Genomic DNA, 19684 nt, shown 5'->3' with positions numbered 1-19684 from the left:
TTTCATATTTAAAAATAAAAAAACCCGGCAATAAATTGCCGGGCTTATAATGCTCTACCCTAAGTGAAAACCAAATAACAAATCACTTAAATTCGATGCATTTATTCGAAATAAAAACCAGATTAAAAAATAAATAACCAAACTCAATTTTAACTGTCCCAATTTTTTATTTCTAAATTTTCCATTCTTTATAACTAGTTTAAAAAGTTCATTACTTTGAATGATTTTCTATTTCCTGCTTTGTCTGTTACGACAACTATAAACAATTGTTTAGTTGTGAAACTTTGGTTTTGAAGCAGGACTTCTTTATTGTTTTGAGTATTTTTATAACTTACCAATGATTGTCCGATTGTATTAAATACATCAACCTGAGCAATATCTTCGGTTTCATTTGTAACCGATAAAGCATCATTTCTAAAATAAGCTATCGTACTACCTTTTAACTCAATTTTATCAACAGCTAATGTTTTTGCTGTTAACTGCGAAGCAAAATAAGCGGCATACGCTTTAGATAATTCAGATGAATTACCACAAGAAGATGCATCCCAGTTTACAGACCAAGTCATTAAACCTCTTAAAGAAGGATATGGTCCGCCTGGCTGCATAGTGTATGTTCTTCCTGAAAAAGTGGTTCCGGTTCTTAAATAATTCATAGCACTAATTCCTTCTGCCGGAGTTAAATAACCGCTACCTGCTGCACTTGGACAAGCTGGTAATGCAATAAGAACTTTTGAGGCCGGTAAACCATCAAAATGCATTCCTGTTGTACCAATGTTATACCCTTTTATCACCATATCAGTTAGGGCTGTTACCATGTTTGCTTTCTTAGCTGAACCATAATATTGACCATCTAATCCGTTTTCTCCTCCTGTATTATACAATTGTACAGCTAACAAATCCAATTCATTACGCAAGTTTTGAATGATTGGCAGGAAGGAACCAAAAGTATCAGTATAGGTAGAATATCCTCCTTGTACGTATTGTGTTTCCGGAGCTGCAGTTAATAAAAATCCAGGACCATAGTACGCTTTTAATTCTTTGCAGGCATCTACTATGTTTTTTAATCTTGGATAAGCAGAAATACCCACATAAGAAATATCTCTTAAACCACCTGCATTAAAATTCATCGATCCGCCTTCAAAATCCAAATCAACTCCATCAAATTGATACTCATCAATAATTGCTTTTAGACCATTAACAAAAATATTTTTTTGAGTTACATTGTCTAAAACAACATGACCATTTTGACCTCCAATAGAGACAATAACAGGAACGCCGCTATCTCTTAAGGATTTTATATCATTTTTCAACAATTGCTTATTGAAAACACCATTGGTCAAATATCTAGTGTCATTTGTAGTTAATACTGGTGTATAACCATCACGGTTAACTGTTTCTACGAAAGAATAATCAACTACGTTAAACTTACTTCCTACCATTTGAGAAAAATATAAAAACGGAGCAGAAGTATTTTCCCAAGAATGCGCATATCCTAAAATAACTTTAGATGGAAGCGCAATGAATCTATTAGTGCTCACTGGAGCAATTTTAATTGTATTGTTTAATGTAGTTACAGCAGATTTATTATCTGTTGCTTTGATTATAACTGGATAATCCTGATAAGCAGATGGTGTAAAATTATACGTATAGGTATTATTTGCACCTGCTGCCATGTTAAATGTACCCCCATTTATTGTAATACTAACGCCTGAAACTGATCCGTCACTATCAACAGCTGTAACCGAAATTGGCACAACCTGGAAAGAACTTTGGTTTACAGTAGTATTCGATGGTGAATTCCAAGTAATTACAGGCAATGAATTTGGGCAGTTTGCACCTGAACAACTTAATGTAAAACTATATGTTTTTGAATCTGTTGTTCCGTTTGATGCAGTAGCCGTAACAATTAATGTATGACTAAGCGAAAACTGATTTGCTGCCGGTGTCCAAATCGAGGTATAAGTTCCCGAAGAATTGGTAGCACTCAGGCTTTGTCCATCTAAACTAAATACAACAGATGAGATTGTAGTGGCGTCAGTAGCACTTAATCCAACACTTGCAACAAAATTAATTGCTGATCCTAAATTTATAGCAATCGCCGAAGCTGTTGGCGCGGTAATGGTAACCACTGGCTTAGTCACAATCGCCGTTTGTGTATTAAAATTATAAACCGTTGGAGTTGTAGGAACTGCAAAGTTGGTTAAGTTATTTGGATAATAAGTCACTTCACCATTTTCCCATGAATTTAATTTTAAACTTGTGATAGTTGAATATCCTGCTAAAGCTGAATTGTTGTAGCTAAAATTTCCTGAAGCATCTGTGGTTGCAATAATACTTACATAATCGTGAGTATTATCCGTCCAAGGTAAAATTAGTTCAACCTTAGCACCAGAAACCGGAGTTGACCCATTTTTAACTGTTCCGCTAATTAGATTTCCGCTTACTACATTTTGAGTAAAGTTTAATGTTTTATTTGCATTGATGGCAGAATAAACTGTAGTAGCCGGACTGAAACTTAAACCTGTTTTAGCCGCTGTTACAACATAATCTGAACCTGCAACTAAATTAGCAACGCTGTAGTTTCCTGAAGTATCTGAAGTAGCTGTTAGAGTAGTTGTTCCTGAAGTAGCAGAAACCGTTACGCCTGAAACAGCTGTCGTTCCGTTTAAAACTGTTCCACTAACGGTATAATAAACTGGCGTAACTACTTGTGTAAAATTCAGTGTTTTACTAGAAGAAATTGCATTGTAAACCGTTGATGCCGGTGTGAATGTCAATCCTGTTTTAGCAATTGTAACTGTATAATTTGATCCTGAAACCAAATTACCAACACTATAATTTCCTGAAGCATCAGAAGTTGCTGTTAGAGTAGTTGTTCCCGTAACTGCTGAAATCGTCGCGCCAGAAACTGGAGCTGTTCCGTTTAAAACTGTTCCACTAACGGTGTAATAAACAGGACTTACTACTTGTGTAAAATTCAGCGTTTTATTTGAATTGATTGCATTGTAAACTGTTGAAGCTGGTGTAAATGTCAATCCTGTTTTAGCAATAGTTACTGTATAATCTGATCCTGAAACCAAATTAGCAATACTATAATTACCAGAAGCATCTGAAGTAGCTGTTAAAGTTGTTGTTCCTGTTACTGCTGAAATTGTAGCGTCAGAAACTGGAGTTGCTCCGTTTAAAACTGTTCCGCTAACAGTATAAGTTGTCGTAACTGCACCTGTATTAAAATCATAAACAGTTGGATTTGCTGGAACAGCAAAGTTCGTTAGATTGTTTGGTAAATAAACAACATCTCCGTTTTCCCAAGTGTTTAACTTTAAGCTTGTAATTGTTGTATATCCTGCTAAAATAGCATTGTCAAAACTGTATTTTCCCTGTGCATCTGTAATTGCAATTTTACTTTGATACTGATGTGTACTATCTGTCCAGGGCAAAATCAATTCTACTTTTGCACCAGATACTGGAATTGTTCCGTTTTTAACTGTTCCACTAATTTTACTTGCACCAACTATAATAATATCTTGTGTAAAATTTAATGTTTTATTGGCTGTTAAATTCGTATAAACTGTCGAGGCCGGAGTATACGTTTGTCCTGCTAAGGCAGCAGTAACCGTATAATTTCCGCCTGATGGCAAATTAGCAATTGTATAAACGCCACTTGCGTTTGTAGTTGCCGTAAACGTTCCTCCTGTTGAAGTTGCTGTAACTGTAACTCCTGAAACCGGAGTAGTATTACTCAAAATAGTTCCGCTTACTGTATAATATACAATTGGCGCACCCTGAACAAAATTCAGTGTTTTATTCGCATCAATTGCACTATAAACGGTAGAAGTTGGTGTATAGGAGAATCCAGATTTTGCCGCTGTAACTGTGAAGTTAAGTCCGGCAGTTAATCCTGCAACACTATAAACCCCACTTGCATTTGAAACTGCAGTTAAAACAGTTGATCCGGAAGTAGCAGAAACCGTAACTCCTGATACTGGCGTTGTTCCGTCTAATACTGTTCCACTTACAGTATAGGTTGGCTGAGTTCCGTTAATTACAACAGCAGTTTGGTTAACTGTAACATTCGTTAAAGTTACCGGTGTAAAGGTATACGTTGCTTTCAGCGCTGTTAATTTATAAGTTTGCCCAGAAGGTAAATTATTGAATGTAAAATTTCCTGCTGTAGAAACCACTGTTTGCAATACCGCATTGCTTGCATCTCTTAATTCAACCGTAACATCCGGAACTAAAGCTGATCCGTTTTTTACAGAACCTGCAATACTTACCGTTCCCGGAACAACGCTTCCAAAAGAAGTATCAATCTGGTTTAATAATGCATTTGAAACAGAACCTCTGGTATCCTGAGATAATTCCCAAACCATACCACCGGCAAGATTTCTCGATTTAATATATTGTACTTTTAAATCCATTGATTGTTTATCTTCATAACTGATAAACTGTTTTAAAGTCGCATTGTATAGATAAGGAACTTTAGTTGTATTATCAAAATAGCGTACCCATCCCGCAGCTGCTGCAGTTGGCGTAACTAACATGGTATTTGGATCTAAATAAGGATGAGAATTGGTAACCGGATTCCCAACTAAATCACAAATTTCAATACTTCCTGATTTTTCGCAGGCAGCAGGTCCATCCCATGTTCCAACAGGGTTTTGTGGATTTGTACATCCTGAAACGATATCTCTTGGTGCTGAAACAAATAATCCTGGTAAATTAGGATTGGTTCCGTTATTGGCAACGTGATCAAATTTTTTCCCGTAGAAAGGCAATCCCATGATTAATTTATTGGCAGGAAAACCAACAACATTTAAATATTGATTTGTTAATTCGTCTAATGATTCTGATTGAGTTGCTCCGTATAACGGATCATTTGGATTTCCACTTGAATATAAAGGAGCATTAAGGCAGGTTTTATCATACCAGTTTCCACCAAAATCATATCCAAAATAAGTGATATAATCACAATAAGTCGAAATATCTTCTGTCATTCCGTATTGCGCTCTTGTGTTTGGCCCTAAATATTGTTGGGCAACATTTCGTACATTATTTCCGGCAGCTATAGTGACTAATTTATTTGGCATTGCCTGACGCATTGCTTTTAATAAATACACTAAATTTTTGTTGTCATCCGGACTATACTTCTGTGGAGGAATTGGTGCTCCATTAATTACCTCAGTACCGTCTGTACCTCCAGAAAGAGGATATTCCCAATCAATGTCAAATCCATCAATAAATGGGTATTTTATAATAAAATTTGCCATGTCTGCAGCCAAAGCGGCTCTTGCAATGGGACTTGCTGCAATAGGAGAAAGATCCTGACCTTTAGTCCATCCTCCAACAGAAATTAAAATTTTTAAGTGTGGATACTTTTCCTTGAGTTTCATCAAATCATAAAAGTTCCCTTTTACAGGGGCATCCCATGGGATTCCCCCCTCCATATGCTCAAAATCAGCATACGAATCTAAACATAATAACTTTGTATTCTCCGGATGGGCAGGATCAAAAGTTGTCCCATAAAAAGAATAATTCAAATGCGTCAATTTACTTCCATCTATTTTCGGGACATTGAAATCCCGTGCATAGATAGCCCATTGCGCATAATACCCTACTACTTTTTTACCGTGAGCTGGTTGGGCTAACGCAAGTAAGGGAAACAGTAACAAAAAAAGCAATCTGTAATAATGTTTCATAGTTAATTAATATTGGTTAATAGAAAAATAAATATTCCGGTTACCATATGATACATGCCAAAACGTAGCATATAAAAAACAATAACTGGGTTTCAGCCAACTGCAAAGTGGAATTGCAGCCAATTGGAAATTAATTCATATTACTTCTATAAATAAATATTACTATTACCGATTCTACCATAATCACTAGCTAATAGTATTGATTGATATTTATATATAATTTTTAAAAAATTAGTATTAAATACAAGAAGATAAACTTGGGGATTCATCAATCTAAAATTCTATTTTTTGTCATGTTTTGTTTTTATTCTCTTTATTTGGTTTTAAATGTTACTACTCCTTTAATGGTTATTTTTTAAAGCTTTCTATTTTTATGTTGTTTTGAAAAAGATTGAAATTATTCTGACTACCAGATAAATATCTCTACCAGAAATTCCGGTAGAGATAGATAACTACTAAATAATCATGCTAACTAGAACATACTAATTCAAACCAAACTTCAAATTAATTTTTTAAGACTTTCGTATACTGATAATTCAACATCTGCGTGATCTTTGCTATTACATTGCTCTATTAAATTTTTTAAATCATCATTTTTTAATGTTGATTTATTCTCTAAAACAAGTAACAATTCCTGCGATGCATCGGTTAACTTTTTAGACAAAGGCAAAATTGGCTGTACTAAAGGTGCAGTAGCACTCAGTTCAATTAATCCTTTATTCATAGCAATCCATTTGTTGAAAAATGCAATCACTTTTGCTTTATTTTCAGGCGATTTGTTTGCTAAATATTGTGTAACTGCCGCATCAAAAGCTAAAGAGTCTTTCGCATCAGGTGTGCAGGCATCTGCAAACAATGTGAATGGAGAATACATTTGGTATTCTGTTCCGCCTTTATTACGTTTATATCCTTTTAATGGTTCGCAAACATTTGTAAATTCATTTAATGCTTGTGTATTTTGATTGTTTGCAACGTTTCTTAAGATTACTTCTTTATTACGAATATGTGTCAGTCCTAATTCTTCCAGTCTAAATGAAATTGCATCAAGACGTTTACGCATATTTGCGACATCTGTAATATTTTCTGCCGACCAAAGTCGTTCTGCAATTGCAGCTGTTCTTGGCCAGACTCTTGAATCTATTGTTGTCGGTGTTGCAAGCTCTGTCCACATAGTGGCTTCACCTCCTAAGATTCTGGCTCTTTCTTCTGTTGATAAGTCAGCGCCTTTTGGCATTGGGTCATTTAAATAATGACTCTCAACCGGATACATCAAATCAATATAAAATCCATTTGACAATACTGTTTTGTATCCTTTTTTTACGGCATCAACTAATGATTGACCAGCCACAACACCTTCATTCGGTCCTCTCCACGAATGAATAATAGCCTCTTTTGACATGTTTTTTGTCAAAATTTCTTCCCAGCCCATCAATTGTTTACCATGCTTTTTAAGCATCGGCACTAATTGCATGGTAAAATAAGTTTGCAATTCGTGGTTAGTAGCTAAGTTGTTTTTCTTTTTGAACGCCTGGATTTTCGGATTTGCATCCCAGTCTTTCCCTTCATTTTCATCTCCCCCGATATGAAAATAAGCTCCTGGAAATAACGGACAAACTTCATCAAAAAGCTCACTTAATAATTGGTATGTTTTAGGATTTGAAGGATCTAATGTTGGCGAAAAAATACCAGCATTTCTTTCAATTCCATAGGTAGCGATTGCTGTACCTTGTATGTTTTTTTCTGAAGTTCCACCAGTCAGCGTAATCACTTTGCTACCAATTTCCGGGTAAGCCGTAAGTATTGCAGATCCGTGACCCGGAACATCTATTTCCGGAACTATCAAAATACCGCGCTCATCAGCATATTTTACGATATTTTTAATTTCCTCTTGTGTGTAATACATTCCATCCGAAGCTAATTCAATTAGTTTTGGATGTTTTTTCATCTCAATTCTCCAACCCTGATCGTCTACTAAATGCCAGTGAAAAACATTCATTTTCATTGCAGCCAATCCATCAATATTTCTTTTGATAACGTCTACCGGCTGAAAATGTCTTGAAGCATCTATCATCAAACCTCTCCAGGTAAATCTTGGAAAATCTGAAATTTGTGCGTTTGGAAAATAAAATGAGTTATTATTATTTTGCAACAGCTGCAATAACGTTTCAAGACCATGTAACGCTCCTAAATCGCTTGTTGCATTAATTGTAATATTATTTTGTTTGATGTCTAAATGATAACTTTCATCCTCGTACAAACCAATTTTTCCGCTTTTAGTACAGTTAATCTGAAGTTCTGCTGTTGGAACTTCATTTAGCTTTGTAATAAAACCCTGTTCGAAAAAAATACCTGCTCTACCATCTAATCGTCGTAAAAAACGGGTCACACCACCAAAAATTCTTGGATTGGGATTTCCGGTAATATTTACTTTAAAATTTTTGGTTAAAGTAAAATTTCCTTCGCTTAAAGCAACACTTTGAGGCCAGGGCATAAGATTTAATTGCTCTTTTTGAATTTGAGCACTAGAAGTTAAACCCGCTAATAGTAGGACTAATAAATATTTCATTTTATTGTGTTTGAAAGATGCTATCCAGGGATAACAAAAAGATAAAAGAAACAAAACTCAGAATGACTTCTATTGAACCTCACTTTCATTATAAAATCAAACTGAATTTTGAAATTTGATTCGCTAATCGAATCTTAAACTAGTTTTAGTAATCAAAGCGTTTAAAGGCTTCAATCGCTTCGTATTCTGCCAGACCTAATTCATCATATAATATGGCTGTATTTTTATTACGGTCTTCTGCCCTAACCCAAAATTCTCTTGAATCGTTTCCTTGAAACATAACCCTGTCTTTTTGAGACTGGTGATATAAAATAGCATGACGTTTCAATAATACTTCTGATGGAGAAAGCGGAACGGCCATGTCAATTTCGTGAATATCCCATTCGTGCCAGGCTCCTCGGTATAACCATAACCAGCAATCGTCCATGTATTTTTCCGGTTTTAGCTCTTTCATCGCAGCAAAAATGGCATTCAGACAAACTTCATGTGTTCCGTGTGGATCGGCAAGATCTCCGGCAGCAAATACCTGGTGTGGTTTTATTTTGGCGATAATGTCTTTTACAATTGCAATGTCTTCGGGACCTAGCGGATTTTTCTTCACCTGTCCGGTTTCATAAAATGGAAGATCCAGGAAATGGGTATTTTCATCTTTTAGACCGATGTATCTTGTCGCAGCATAAGATTCTCTTCTTCGGATCAGTCCTTTTAATTTTCGAACTTCCAAAGAATCAATCTGGTTTTCTGATTTTTTATTCAAAAATTCAATAACCGATTTGAAATTTATTCCACTGCCTGCTTCGCCGATAAAATCTTTGGCAACTTCAGCAAATTTTAAAGCCTCGTCATCAGTAACCGCTATATTTCCGGAGGTTTGATATACAACATGTACATCGTGACCTTGTTTTATCAATTTTGAAAAAGTTCCTCCCATAGAAATCACATCATCATCAGGATGTGGACTAAAAAGAATCACTCTTTTTTTTGCAGGATTGGCTCTTTCCGGACGATGAGAATCGTCTGTGTTTGGTTTTCCGCCTGGCCATCCTGTGATGGTATGCTGCAACACATTAAACATATTAATGTTCAAATCGTAAGCAGAACCTTCCTGTGCCAAAAGATCAGACATTCCGTTATTGTTATAATCTCTGTCTGTTAATTTTAAAATAGATTGTTTTGTTTTTTGGCATAACCAAACAATCGCTTTGCTTTTTAGTTCTTGTGTCCAGATGCATTCTCCAACTAACCAAGGTGTTTTAAAACGTGTTAATTCTACCGCTGCAGACTGGTCCAAAACGAAAGTTGCATTGGGATGGTTTTGTAAAAATGTAGCAGGAACTTCTGAACTGATATCACCCTGAATAGTTCTTTTGATGATATCGGCTTTGTTTTGTCCCCACGCCATTAATACGATCCTTTTAGATCTCATGATCGTAGAAACTCCCATGGTAATTGCTCTTTTAGGAACGTTATCAATACCATTAAAGTCAGATGAAGCATCTACTCTTGTAATGTGATCCAGTGTAATAATTCTTGTACCAGAGTTAATGTGAGATCCAGGTTCGTTGAAACCTACGTGACCTGTACGTCCGATACCTAATAATTGAAAATCAAGGCCGCCGGCTTGCTTAATATTCATTTCGTAATCGATACAGTATTGATTTAATTCATCAATCGTCACAGTACCATCAGGAATATTTACATTTTCAGGCTTGATATCAATGTGATTAAAAAGATGCTGATGCATGAAATAGTGATAGCTCTGATTGTTCTCTTTTGTCATCGGATAATATTCATCCAGATTAAAAGTGATCACGTTGCTAAAACTTAGTCCTTCTTCTTTGTGCATTCTAACTAATTCCTCATATACTTTTATAGGAGAAGAACCTGTTGCTAAACCTAATACACAAGCTTTGTTTTTTTCTTGTTTAGATCTAATTAACTGAGCGATTTCCTGCGCTACAATTACAGAAGCCTCGGCAGAACTTTTGAAGATCTCATTATGGATTTTTTCAAATCGCGTTTCTTCAAATTTTCCTGCACTTTTATAGCTAATATCAGGTTTTATTTCTAAAGCACTTTTCATTTTTTTCTTTTTTGGTAATTATTAAGTTGGTTTTAAAATGGCATAAGCAACTAATGTTACTTATACCATTTACTAAACCAAACTAAAATTCTTTTAATCTTTATGTTTTCTTAGAAGTTTGCTTTGTTAACATCCCACCAAACTCTGGTTCCTCCATTATCAGGACCACCCAATTTTGAAACTCCGGTAGCAACACCACCAGAATTTCCAGCTTTTTCAGATTGAACAAAATTGATTCTACGTGCACCAAATTCAGTAGTAATTGTACCACCACTATAGTTTTTAAGTACAGGGAAAAGTTTAGGATAACCTGTTCTTCTATAGTCAGACCAAGCTTCTTGTCCTTCCGGGAAACCAGCAATCCATTTTTGAGTAATAATCTTTTGCAATTTAACTTCATTAGTTGCAGCAGCATCCCACGCAACAGTAACATTATTTACAGCAGGCGAATTATTCACAGGGAAATTAGGATCTACATACGCTTTTGCCATTTTTGTATTATCAGCGATATAAGCAGCAGCTCCTGAAGCACCTCTTTGCTCAAATGAAGCTTTTATTCCGGCTTCATATAAATCCTGAGCAGTACCATTCATGTTCCAGCCTCTTAAAGCTCCTTCAGCTCGTAAAAAATAAGCTTCGGCAGTAGTCATTAAAACAATTTCTTTAGATCTGACAACAGCTCCAATTCCTGAAAAATCCTGATGATCTGATTTTGCTGCAATATCAATACCTGTACGAACGCCTTTGTACTGTCCTGGAAATTGAGCTGATGGATCAAAATACGTAGCCATTCTAGGATCCTGATATCCTCCTAAAATTGATTCCATGTCAGCAGACATACGGATATCTAACCATGCACCACTAATTGTAGCAATTGGATTAGTATAAACTGGAGAAACAACTTTAAATAAATCAGCATTTGTCATAAATACACCAAACTTGTGAGCAACTGCTTTTTCAGCTTCTGTTTTTGCCAATGTTGGATTAACTTTAACAACACGCATTGCTAATCTTAGACGCAAAGTATTTGCAAATTTTACCCACGCTTTGTAATCTCCACCGTAAGCAGACATATCAGTTGTTGCAAAAGAAGAAGCTTCTCCTGCATCTACTCTTTTTGTTAATTCTGCAACTGCCAGATCTAATTCAGCAAACATCTGAGTGTAAACTTCCTGCTGTGAATCATATTCAATAGTTGAAGCGGTAGTTCCAAATTTTGAATAAATAATAGGCCCAAAAGTATCTGTAAGTCTATGCATACCTTCTACTTTTAAAATTAAAGACAGGGCATAGAATTGATCGTATTTACCTTTAGATTTTTGGGCAATATCGTAGGCATTAAACATCACATTACTGTATGCGTAATCCCAGATAAATCCATTCCAACCATCAACTAACGAATAAGTTGTATTATTGATACCTCCGGCAAAACCTGTTGGTGTAGCCATATATCCTGACCAGATATCAGAATTTAAGCCTTGTTGTAATTGATAAACCCATTCTGGTGTTAAAACCTGGATATTATTAAACATAGGAGCAAAACCTCCTTTGATATGATTAAAATCCTGCTCAAATAATTCAGGAGTAATACCATTTGGATTGGTATTAATATCTTCAAAATCACCTGTACAACCTACTGCTGCGAGTAATGATATACAGATAGCTGTTTTTTTTATTGTATTTAATTTCATGTTTTTAAAATTAGAATGTTACATTTAAATTAAGACCGATACTTCTTGTAGATGGTAATCCATAAATATCAACACCTTGTAAACCTTCGCCTGTACTTAATGCAATATTTGGGTCAAATGGTGCATCTTTGTAGATAAAGAATAAGTTTCTTGCAATTAAAGAAATGCTTGCATTCTGAATAAATGGTAATTTTTTAGTGCTGAAATTATATCCAATAGAAAGTTCTCTTACACTAACATTAGTTGCGCTGTAAACATACTCTCCCGTGATTCCAGCTCTACCACCTACCTGAGTATAGTAAAGTTGAGCATCCATAGTCGAAACTGCTGTTCCGTCACTAGCTCTAACTGCATTTACACTAACACCACCAGCATTTCTGGCATCACCTGTAGCTTTAGACACTCCAAAAGAATCATTTTGCGCTTGTGTCAAACTCATTACTTCACCTCCAAAACGTCCATCAATTAATACATTAGCGAAGAAAGATCCAAATTTAAAAGAGTTAGAGAAACCTAACATAAAATCAGGATTAGCATTTCCAACCTCTTCAAAATCAGTTTTTTGAATTGTTCCGTCATCATTCAGCAACATTCTTCCCTGAGCATCTTTCTTAAAGTTTATACCTTCAATAACTCCAAATGGTTTTCCTTCAATTAAAGCATATCTGTAGCTATTTACACCTGCTTCAGTTAAATTAACTCTACCTCCCAACTCAATAGGGATTTCTTTAACTTTATTCTTGTTTTGTGAAAAGTTAATGCTTGAATCCCATGAGAATTTGTCTCCTCTAATAATTCCTGCAGTTACCACTGCTTCAAAACCTTTATTTTCGATACTACCTGCATTGATACCGTAAAAATCAACTCCTTGAGAATTTCCTTTTGGCGCAACAACTTGTAAATATTGATTTTTAGTTTCTGAATTGTAGTAAGATAATTCGAATGTAAATCTATTATTAAACATTCTCCATTCCGTACCAAGTTCATATTCTGATTTCAATTCCGGTTTCAGTGATGTTCCTTCTTTTGGAGCAACTTTTGGCTTTGGATCTGTAACACCCGGAGTATAGTAATAAGTTGGAGTAGTAACAAATGGATATACGTCATTACCAACTTCTGCGTAAGTAGCACGAACTTTTCCAAAATTAATCCATTCTGGTAACGTTGTCATTTCACTAATAATAGCAGTTAAACCTACAGATGGATAAAAATAACTTGGGCTAGATGTATTTGCTAATGTTGATGACCAGTCATTTCGAGCGGCAACATCTAAGTATAACATTTCTTTATATCCAAAAGTAGTAGCTGCAAATACAGATTGTACTTCTTTTCTGGAATCGATCGTTTGATAATTTCCTGAATTATTATTGAAGTTTTGTAATGTAAACCAGTTCGCATATTTTAATCCACCACCAATTCCTGAATCCAAAATAGTTTTTTGGTTACCTAATGTATTAGTAACACTCGTACCAATGTTAGCATTGAAAGTAAAATCATCGCTAAACTTTGTATTAATGGTAGCAATTAAATCAGCATAACGTTGTGTGCTTATTGCATTTTCTACATAATATCTACCATTTATGTGAGATATTGTACCTTGAGTTGTTGCGTATATTTTTTTATCAAAAGCACTCTCTGCTCTATTATAGCTATATCTTCCTGCAATACTTAACCAATTATTAGCTTTATAAGTCAAAGACAATGCTCCATTAAAGAAATTATTTTTATCTACAGATTTATTTCTGTTTATACCCCAATATGGGTTTTGCATAATATCTCTGTTTGTCATCCAGTTTTGAGCCATTAAGTTTCTATTTGGATCAAAAACTTCATAATTATCTTTATAATAGTTAAAATCATTTCCTCTTGGCATCAAATAAACTCCTGTCAAAGGATTGAAGTAAAATCCGTTTACTGGTTTGTTTACGATATCCTGAGTTGTATAATTTGCGTTTGCAGCAAAAAGAAGTTTATCATCAAAGAATTTAGCTGTTTGACGAATACCATAATTATTTTTCTTAATACTGTTTCCTGGCATGATACCTGTTCCGGAAGTATTAGAATAAGTAAACGAAGTAGAAGAATTTTCAGCTGCAGTTGAATATCCTAAAGAAGTTATTTGTGTCGTTCCAACATTAAAAAAGTCTTTTACATGATCTTTAGATTTTCCAGCAGGCCCCCATGATTCGTCAGCGCCTGGAGCAGCAATATAATCGCTTTGAAATTTAGGTAAATAAGCTGCTGATTCAAATGTTGTTACAGACGAAGCTGTAAGAGCTGGTTTACCTGATTTTGCTTTTTTTGAAGATAATAAAATTACCCCATTAGCACCTTGGCTACCATATAATACAGAAGCTGCTGCACCTTTTAATACAGTCATTCCTTCATAATCATCTGGATTAATAAGAGAAACAACATCTCCACCATCACGGTTTCCTGTAGCTGTACTACCAAAACTATCATTTGGTTGGCTTGAAGAACCATTATACAACGGAATACCATCAATAACATATAAAGGCTGGTTGTTTGACACAGATGAATTTCCTCTAATTACAACTTTTGTAGACCCTCCGGTACCACTTGAACTTTTAGTTACAGCAACACCTGCAATTTTACCTGCAATAGTATTAATAAGGTTGGCATCTCTTACTCTTGTTAACTCTTCTCCTTTAAGTTCCTGAGCTGCATAAGTCAAAGATTTTCTTGTTTTCTTAATACCTAAAGAAGTTACTACAACTTCATTCAATGCATTAGTAGATGCAGTATTCATTTTCACATTAATTGTAGCAGCATCACCTACAACTATACTTTGAGTTTCAAGACCTACATAGCTAAAAACCAATGTCTGTCCTTTTTGTACTTCAATTGAGTACAAACCATCAAAATCGGTAGTAGCACCTTTTTGACCTCCCTGTACTGCAACAGATGCCCCTGGTAACGGCATCCCGTCAGAATCTGTAATCACACCCTTGACACTTTTTACCTGAGCAAGTGAAACTTGCGCAGTAAAAACAATCATAAAGATTAAGAAAATTTTTTTCATGTTTATTTTTATTTGTTAGTTATGAGGTAAAATTATTCTTAAGGTATTGTTAAAAAAAATAAATTATACAAACAGCTTTATTTTTTAAACAAACGACACAAAACAATCAATAATGCGTTTTTCGAAAACGTTTTCACTTAAAAATATTAAGCTATTTTAAGTTTTTCTTGCTTTTTTCTTTAAAAGAATTGCGTTTTACCAACTAATTGTTTAAAGTTGCATTATATTAAACAATAGTTAAAAAGCTAATCCTATCATTAAGTTGAACGAAATTCAAAAATTAAACTTTGACATAAAACTTCAAAATCACTTTTGGTTTTGGGGCAGTTACTTCACTTTAAACTTTTTACGTTGGGGTGCGTACTTCAATGACTATCCGTACTCTTTTAAATCAAATTTAGTTGAGTTTTCGCTGCACATTCCTTTGGTATATTTTAATCTCTTTGTTTTAGTTCCGCGTTATGTATTGAAACAGAAATACATCACCTACACCTTTTCGTTACTATTAAGTTTATTTGCGATCTATCTACTCAAAACAGCCCTTACCTATTATATTATATCTGAAAATATCTGGCCAGAAGCAAATCGTGAATACCATCCTTTCGAGATCAATCACATTGTGGCCGTTTGTATTGGGGAATTATATGTTTTAGCAATGGCTTCCTCAGTTTATCTGACTTTAACATGGTTGCGGGAGAGGGAAAGAAACAGGTCGTTAAGAGAAAATCAATTCAAAATCAAATTAAAGTATCTTGAAAACCAGATTCAGCCACATTTCTTTTTCAATACTTTAAATAATTTATATGCTTTATCGTTAGAGTCTTCAAACAAGGTTCCTGATGTTATCATTAAATTATCAAATTTGATGGAATATGTTTTATATGATGTAAAAGGAACCAAATTTGTTCCTTTAATAAAAGAAATAGATTATATTCAGAATTATATTGAAATTGAAAAGTTACGCTTTGAAAATGTAGAAGTTACGATCAATTTAGAATCTAATATTGAAGACATTGTTGTACCTCCTTTAATATTTATTTCATTGGTCGAGAACGCTTTTAAACATGGCGGTTTAAACAATCGAAACTTAAAAATTAAGATCAATTGTAAAGTTATCGACAATAAAATGTTAGATTTTGAAATCCTAAATAATTTTGTAATTTCACAAAATCTTAATTCAAAAGGTGGAATTGGATTAACTAATACCAAGAAAAGGTTAAAGTTAATTTATAAAAACAATTTCAGCCTAAAACAAAAAACAAAATTGAACTACTATATAATCCGCTTGCAAATACCTATTTATAATGAAGATTAAATGCGTGTTGGTTGATGATGAGCCATTAGCTATCAAAGTCTTACAAAATTATTTCAATAATTTTACTGATTTTGAGGTTATAGGCACATTTAATAATTCTTTAGAGGCGCTTGATTTTATAAACAGTACCACTGTCGATGCTGTATTTTTGGATATTAATATGCCAATGATGACCGGATTTGAACTCATTAGCCTGATCGAAAACAAAACCAAAGTAATAATTACAACTGCTTTTAGGGAATTTGCTGCCGAAAGTTACGATCTGGACGTTTTAGATTATTTGGTAAAACCTATTCCGCTTCCAAGATTTATAAAGTGTATCAATAAAATTACGACCGAATACAATTTAAAAAACAATATTAAAGTTGAAACCACAAAAGGTGATTCTCATATTTTTATTAAAGTTGATAAAAAAATGATGAAAATTAATATTGAAGAAATTTTATTTGTTGAAGGAATGAAGGAATACATCAAAGTTGTTACTCCTGATAAAACCTATATTACGCATAAATCTTTAACTTCATTATCTGAAGAATTACCCGCAGATCGCTTCCTTCGCATCCATAAATCGTATGTAATCGCCTTAAATAAAGTAAAATCTATTGAAGGAAATCGTGTTCAAATACAATCTTACACTATTCCTATTGGCAGAAACTACAGTAAAGATGTAAAAACCAAAATTCTGGAGTAAAATAGCATTTCATTTTTCATTTTCTAACTAGGTAAAAATTAACACATTGTTGAAAAAATGATGTTGTTGGTTTAAATTTAACATTATTTGTGCCTTTTTATTTTTTTTTAATATACTTAACAAATATATTTACGGTCTTCAAAAAACAATAAATTAAAAAATTAACCTTATTTCAATTATGAGTTCAGAAAATGTGCAAACCAAGTGGGGGCAATTTATCTCATTGATAATCGTCTTCTTCTTTTGGGGTTTTGTTGGATCTGCCAATGATATCTTAATTCCAGTATTCAAAAAAGTATTTACCTTATCTCAGGTACAATCACAGTTAGTTGCATGGGCATTTTATGCTGCTTATTTTGTGGGAGCATTAATCTTTTTTTTAGTTTCACTAAAATCAGATGTTTTACAAAAATTCGGATATAAAAAAACACTATCTGCGGGATTAATTGTCTCTGCATTAGGTTCATTTTTGTTTATTCCGGCAGCTTCTTTTGGAAGTTTCCCTTTCTTTTTATCTGCATTATTTATTGTGGGACTAGGGTTTTCAATTCAACAAATTGTAGCCAATCCATTAGCGATCAAAATGGGAAATCCTTCTACAGGGGCGCATCGCCTAACTTTGGCAGGAGGTATTAATTCATTTGGAACTACAATTGGAGCTATTTTACTGGGAATTGCTTTATTTGGAATGGGTGACAGTCAAGACAAAAAAAGAGAATTTCAGCCAATTGAAATTGTACAAAATGATTTCATAAAATTAAAAAAAGAATTAACTGAAAATATAAAAGAAATTGCAAATGACAATGTAGATTCAAAAACTATCACTGAATCAGCAACAGCAGCATTGACAGAACAAGTTAATAAAATTGATGCCCAATTACTTGCAATTTCACAAAACTCAAACGCTTCAGTAAAGCCGTTTGTAAAACAATACGAAACGATTGAAAAGGATGTTGCAAAAATTCAGTTACCTCTTGAAGTCGTTAAAACAAAATTAAAATTAGTAAAATTCCCTTTTACTATCTTAGGATTTGCGTTCATTATTGTAGCTATTTTTATGAACTTCTCTAAAATTGAAGATCCGGTAAAAGAGGAAGAAGAAGTTATTAAAGTTGCGCACGAAAAATTCAATATTTTAGACTACCCACAACTATATCTGGGAATGCTGGGTATTTTTATTTATGTTGGAACGGAAGTTACAATCATCAGTAATTTACCTGCGTTATTAAAAACTGCCGAATTCGGAAATGTATTAGAAGATGCTATTGCGCCATTTATTGCGCTTTATTGGGGAAGTTTAATGATTGGACGCTGGAATGGTGGTGTAAACGTTTTCAATACTTCAAACTTAGTAAATACTGCATTAAAATTTATTGTACCAGCTATAGCATTTGGAGTAATCATTGGAGCTAACATTTTTGCTGCCCATGATGTTTCTTCATTCTACATTTATCCAATTTGGATTTTATTATTTATTGCTGTGAGTTTTGTTGGCGGTAAAAATGCCGGTAAAACGTTAATGCTTTTCGGAGCATCAGGTTTATTAATGATGTTAGCTGGATTAGTTTGTCCAGATCCACAAATTGCTAAATTCTTTTTTATCTCTGGAGGTTTATTCTTATCTATCATGTGGCCTTCTATCTTCGATTTAGCGATTGCAGGTTTAGGAAAAAATACAGGAAAAGCATCTTCATTCTTAATTATGATGATTCTTGGTGGAGGAGTTATTCCTTTGGTTCAGGGAAGTATTTGTGATTTAGACCTAACAAGTCCAGGCGGAATTTTCGGAATCACATGGACGCATTTCTCTTATATCGTTCCATTAATTGGATTTGCATACTTAGGATTCTATGGTTTCTATTGCCCTAAAATACTAAAAAGACAAGGAATTAATCACGTTGAAGGCGGTGGCGGAGGTCACTAAACTATAAAATAACAATAAAAAAAAATCCCAAATTCCAATTTTCATCAATTGGATTTGGGATTTTTTAGTTTAATACTTTAAAATTAATTCTGCCTTATTTTGCAGTAATAATATTATTGAGATTCTTTTTAAAAATAGCTTTATTTTGTTCTGATAATGTATAAACAACTTCTTTATCGGCATGAACAATAACTTTCTCTATATTGGCTTTTAAAAGCGCTTTAGGGTCTTTAATCTTTAATGTGCAGGCACCATCAAAAAAACCATCATCTTCAATTATCTTTCTGGCTTCAATCACAGTTCCATCACTCAAAACAGCCGAGACAGTCATTTCCTTATTTAATGTTTTAGAATAAAATCCATCCATTACCAAAAGTAATCGATAAGAGTTTTTCATTTCCGGACCTTTAAACTCATGACGGGTAATGTTATATCGCAACCCTTTGGCGAGTGTCTGAAATTTTACTGTACAATCTAATTCAAAAGTAGCGACATCGCCTGCTTCATTTACTGATTTCAAAACTTTAGCCTGTGCATTTATCTGCAAACCAGACAATAACAACACGAATAATACTATTATTTTTTTCATATGTGGGTTATTTGATGAATAAAAACAATAAAAAAAACGCCACCTTTTACAAGAAAAGATAGCGTTTTATAGAACGTTTAAAT

At 34.0% G+C, this 19684-nt stretch carries 9 protein-coding genes; 3 read left to right on the top strand and 6 right to left on the bottom strand.

Annotated features, from left to right (window positions below; all coding sequences use genetic code 11):
* Positions 1-194: 194 nt before the first annotated feature.
* From ASC72_RS23785 to ASC72_RS18765, 5 genes are all read right to left on the bottom strand, one after another.
* Positions 195-5699, bottom strand: a complete 5505-nt coding sequence (locus tag ASC72_RS23785; RefSeq protein ID WP_082564362.1) for a DUF2012 domain-containing protein — start codon at positions 5697-5699, stop codon at positions 195-197.
* 499 nt (positions 5700-6198) lie between these two features.
* Positions 6199-8265, bottom strand: a complete 2067-nt coding sequence (locus ASC72_RS18780) for a beta-N-acetylhexosaminidase (RefSeq protein ID WP_056194385.1) — start codon at positions 8263-8265, stop codon at positions 6199-6201.
* Between the two features lie 145 nt (positions 8266-8410).
* Entirely contained in the window at positions 8411-10348 is a 1938-nt protein-coding gene (gene nagB / locus ASC72_RS18775) for a glucosamine-6-phosphate deaminase (RefSeq protein ID WP_056194382.1), read from the bottom strand.
* Positions 10349-10458: 110 nt separating this feature from the next.
* Positions 10459-12039 carry a RagB/SusD family nutrient uptake outer membrane protein gene (locus tag ASC72_RS18770; protein WP_056194379.1) on the bottom strand — a complete coding sequence of 527 codons (1581 nt, stop codon included), beginning with the start codon at positions 12037-12039 and terminating at the stop codon, positions 10459-10461.
* Positions 12040-12049: 10 nt separating this feature from the next.
* Positions 12050-15082: a SusC/RagA family TonB-linked outer membrane protein gene (locus tag ASC72_RS18765; protein ID WP_056194376.1), complete on the bottom strand. Its 3033-nt coding sequence runs from the start codon at positions 15080-15082 to the stop codon at positions 12050-12052.
* Between the two features lie 262 nt (positions 15083-15344).
* Between ASC72_RS18765 and ASC72_RS18760 the strand changes: the two genes are divergently transcribed.
* From ASC72_RS18760 to ASC72_RS24650, 3 genes are all read left to right on the top strand, one after another.
* Positions 15345-16397 (top strand): sensor histidine kinase, encoded by a 1053-nt coding sequence (locus tag ASC72_RS18760; RefSeq protein ID WP_056194373.1) that lies wholly within the window; start codon positions 15345-15347, stop codon positions 16395-16397.
* The gene (locus ASC72_RS18755; protein WP_056194370.1) at positions 16387-17088 is read left to right on the top strand and encodes a LytTR family DNA-binding domain-containing protein; all 702 of its coding nucleotides are present in this window, start codon (positions 16387-16389) and stop codon (positions 17086-17088) included. The genes ASC72_RS18760 and ASC72_RS18755 overlap by 11 nt, the downstream gene beginning before the upstream one ends.
* 178 nt (positions 17089-17266) lie before the next feature.
* Positions 17267-19012 carry an MFS transporter gene (locus tag ASC72_RS24650; RefSeq protein ID WP_056194367.1) on the top strand — a complete coding sequence of 582 codons (1746 nt, stop codon included), beginning with the start codon at positions 17267-17269 and terminating at the stop codon, positions 19010-19012.
* A 94-nt stretch (positions 19013-19106) separates the two neighbouring features.
* Here ASC72_RS24650 and ASC72_RS18745 read toward each other — a convergent pair whose 3' ends face one another.
* Positions 19107-19601: a hypothetical protein gene (locus tag ASC72_RS18745; RefSeq protein ID WP_056194364.1), complete on the bottom strand. Its 495-nt coding sequence runs from the start codon at positions 19599-19601 to the stop codon at positions 19107-19109.
* Between the last annotated feature and the right edge of the window lie 83 nt (positions 19602-19684).

Origin of the sequence: Flavobacterium sp. Root420 (assembly GCF_001427905.1) — a bacterium.
In the GTDB taxonomy this organism is placed as follows: domain Bacteria; phylum Bacteroidota; class Bacteroidia; order Flavobacteriales; family Flavobacteriaceae; genus Flavobacterium.
Note: the sequence above shows the minus strand (reverse complement) of the source record. Positions and strands in the feature narration are given on the sequence as shown.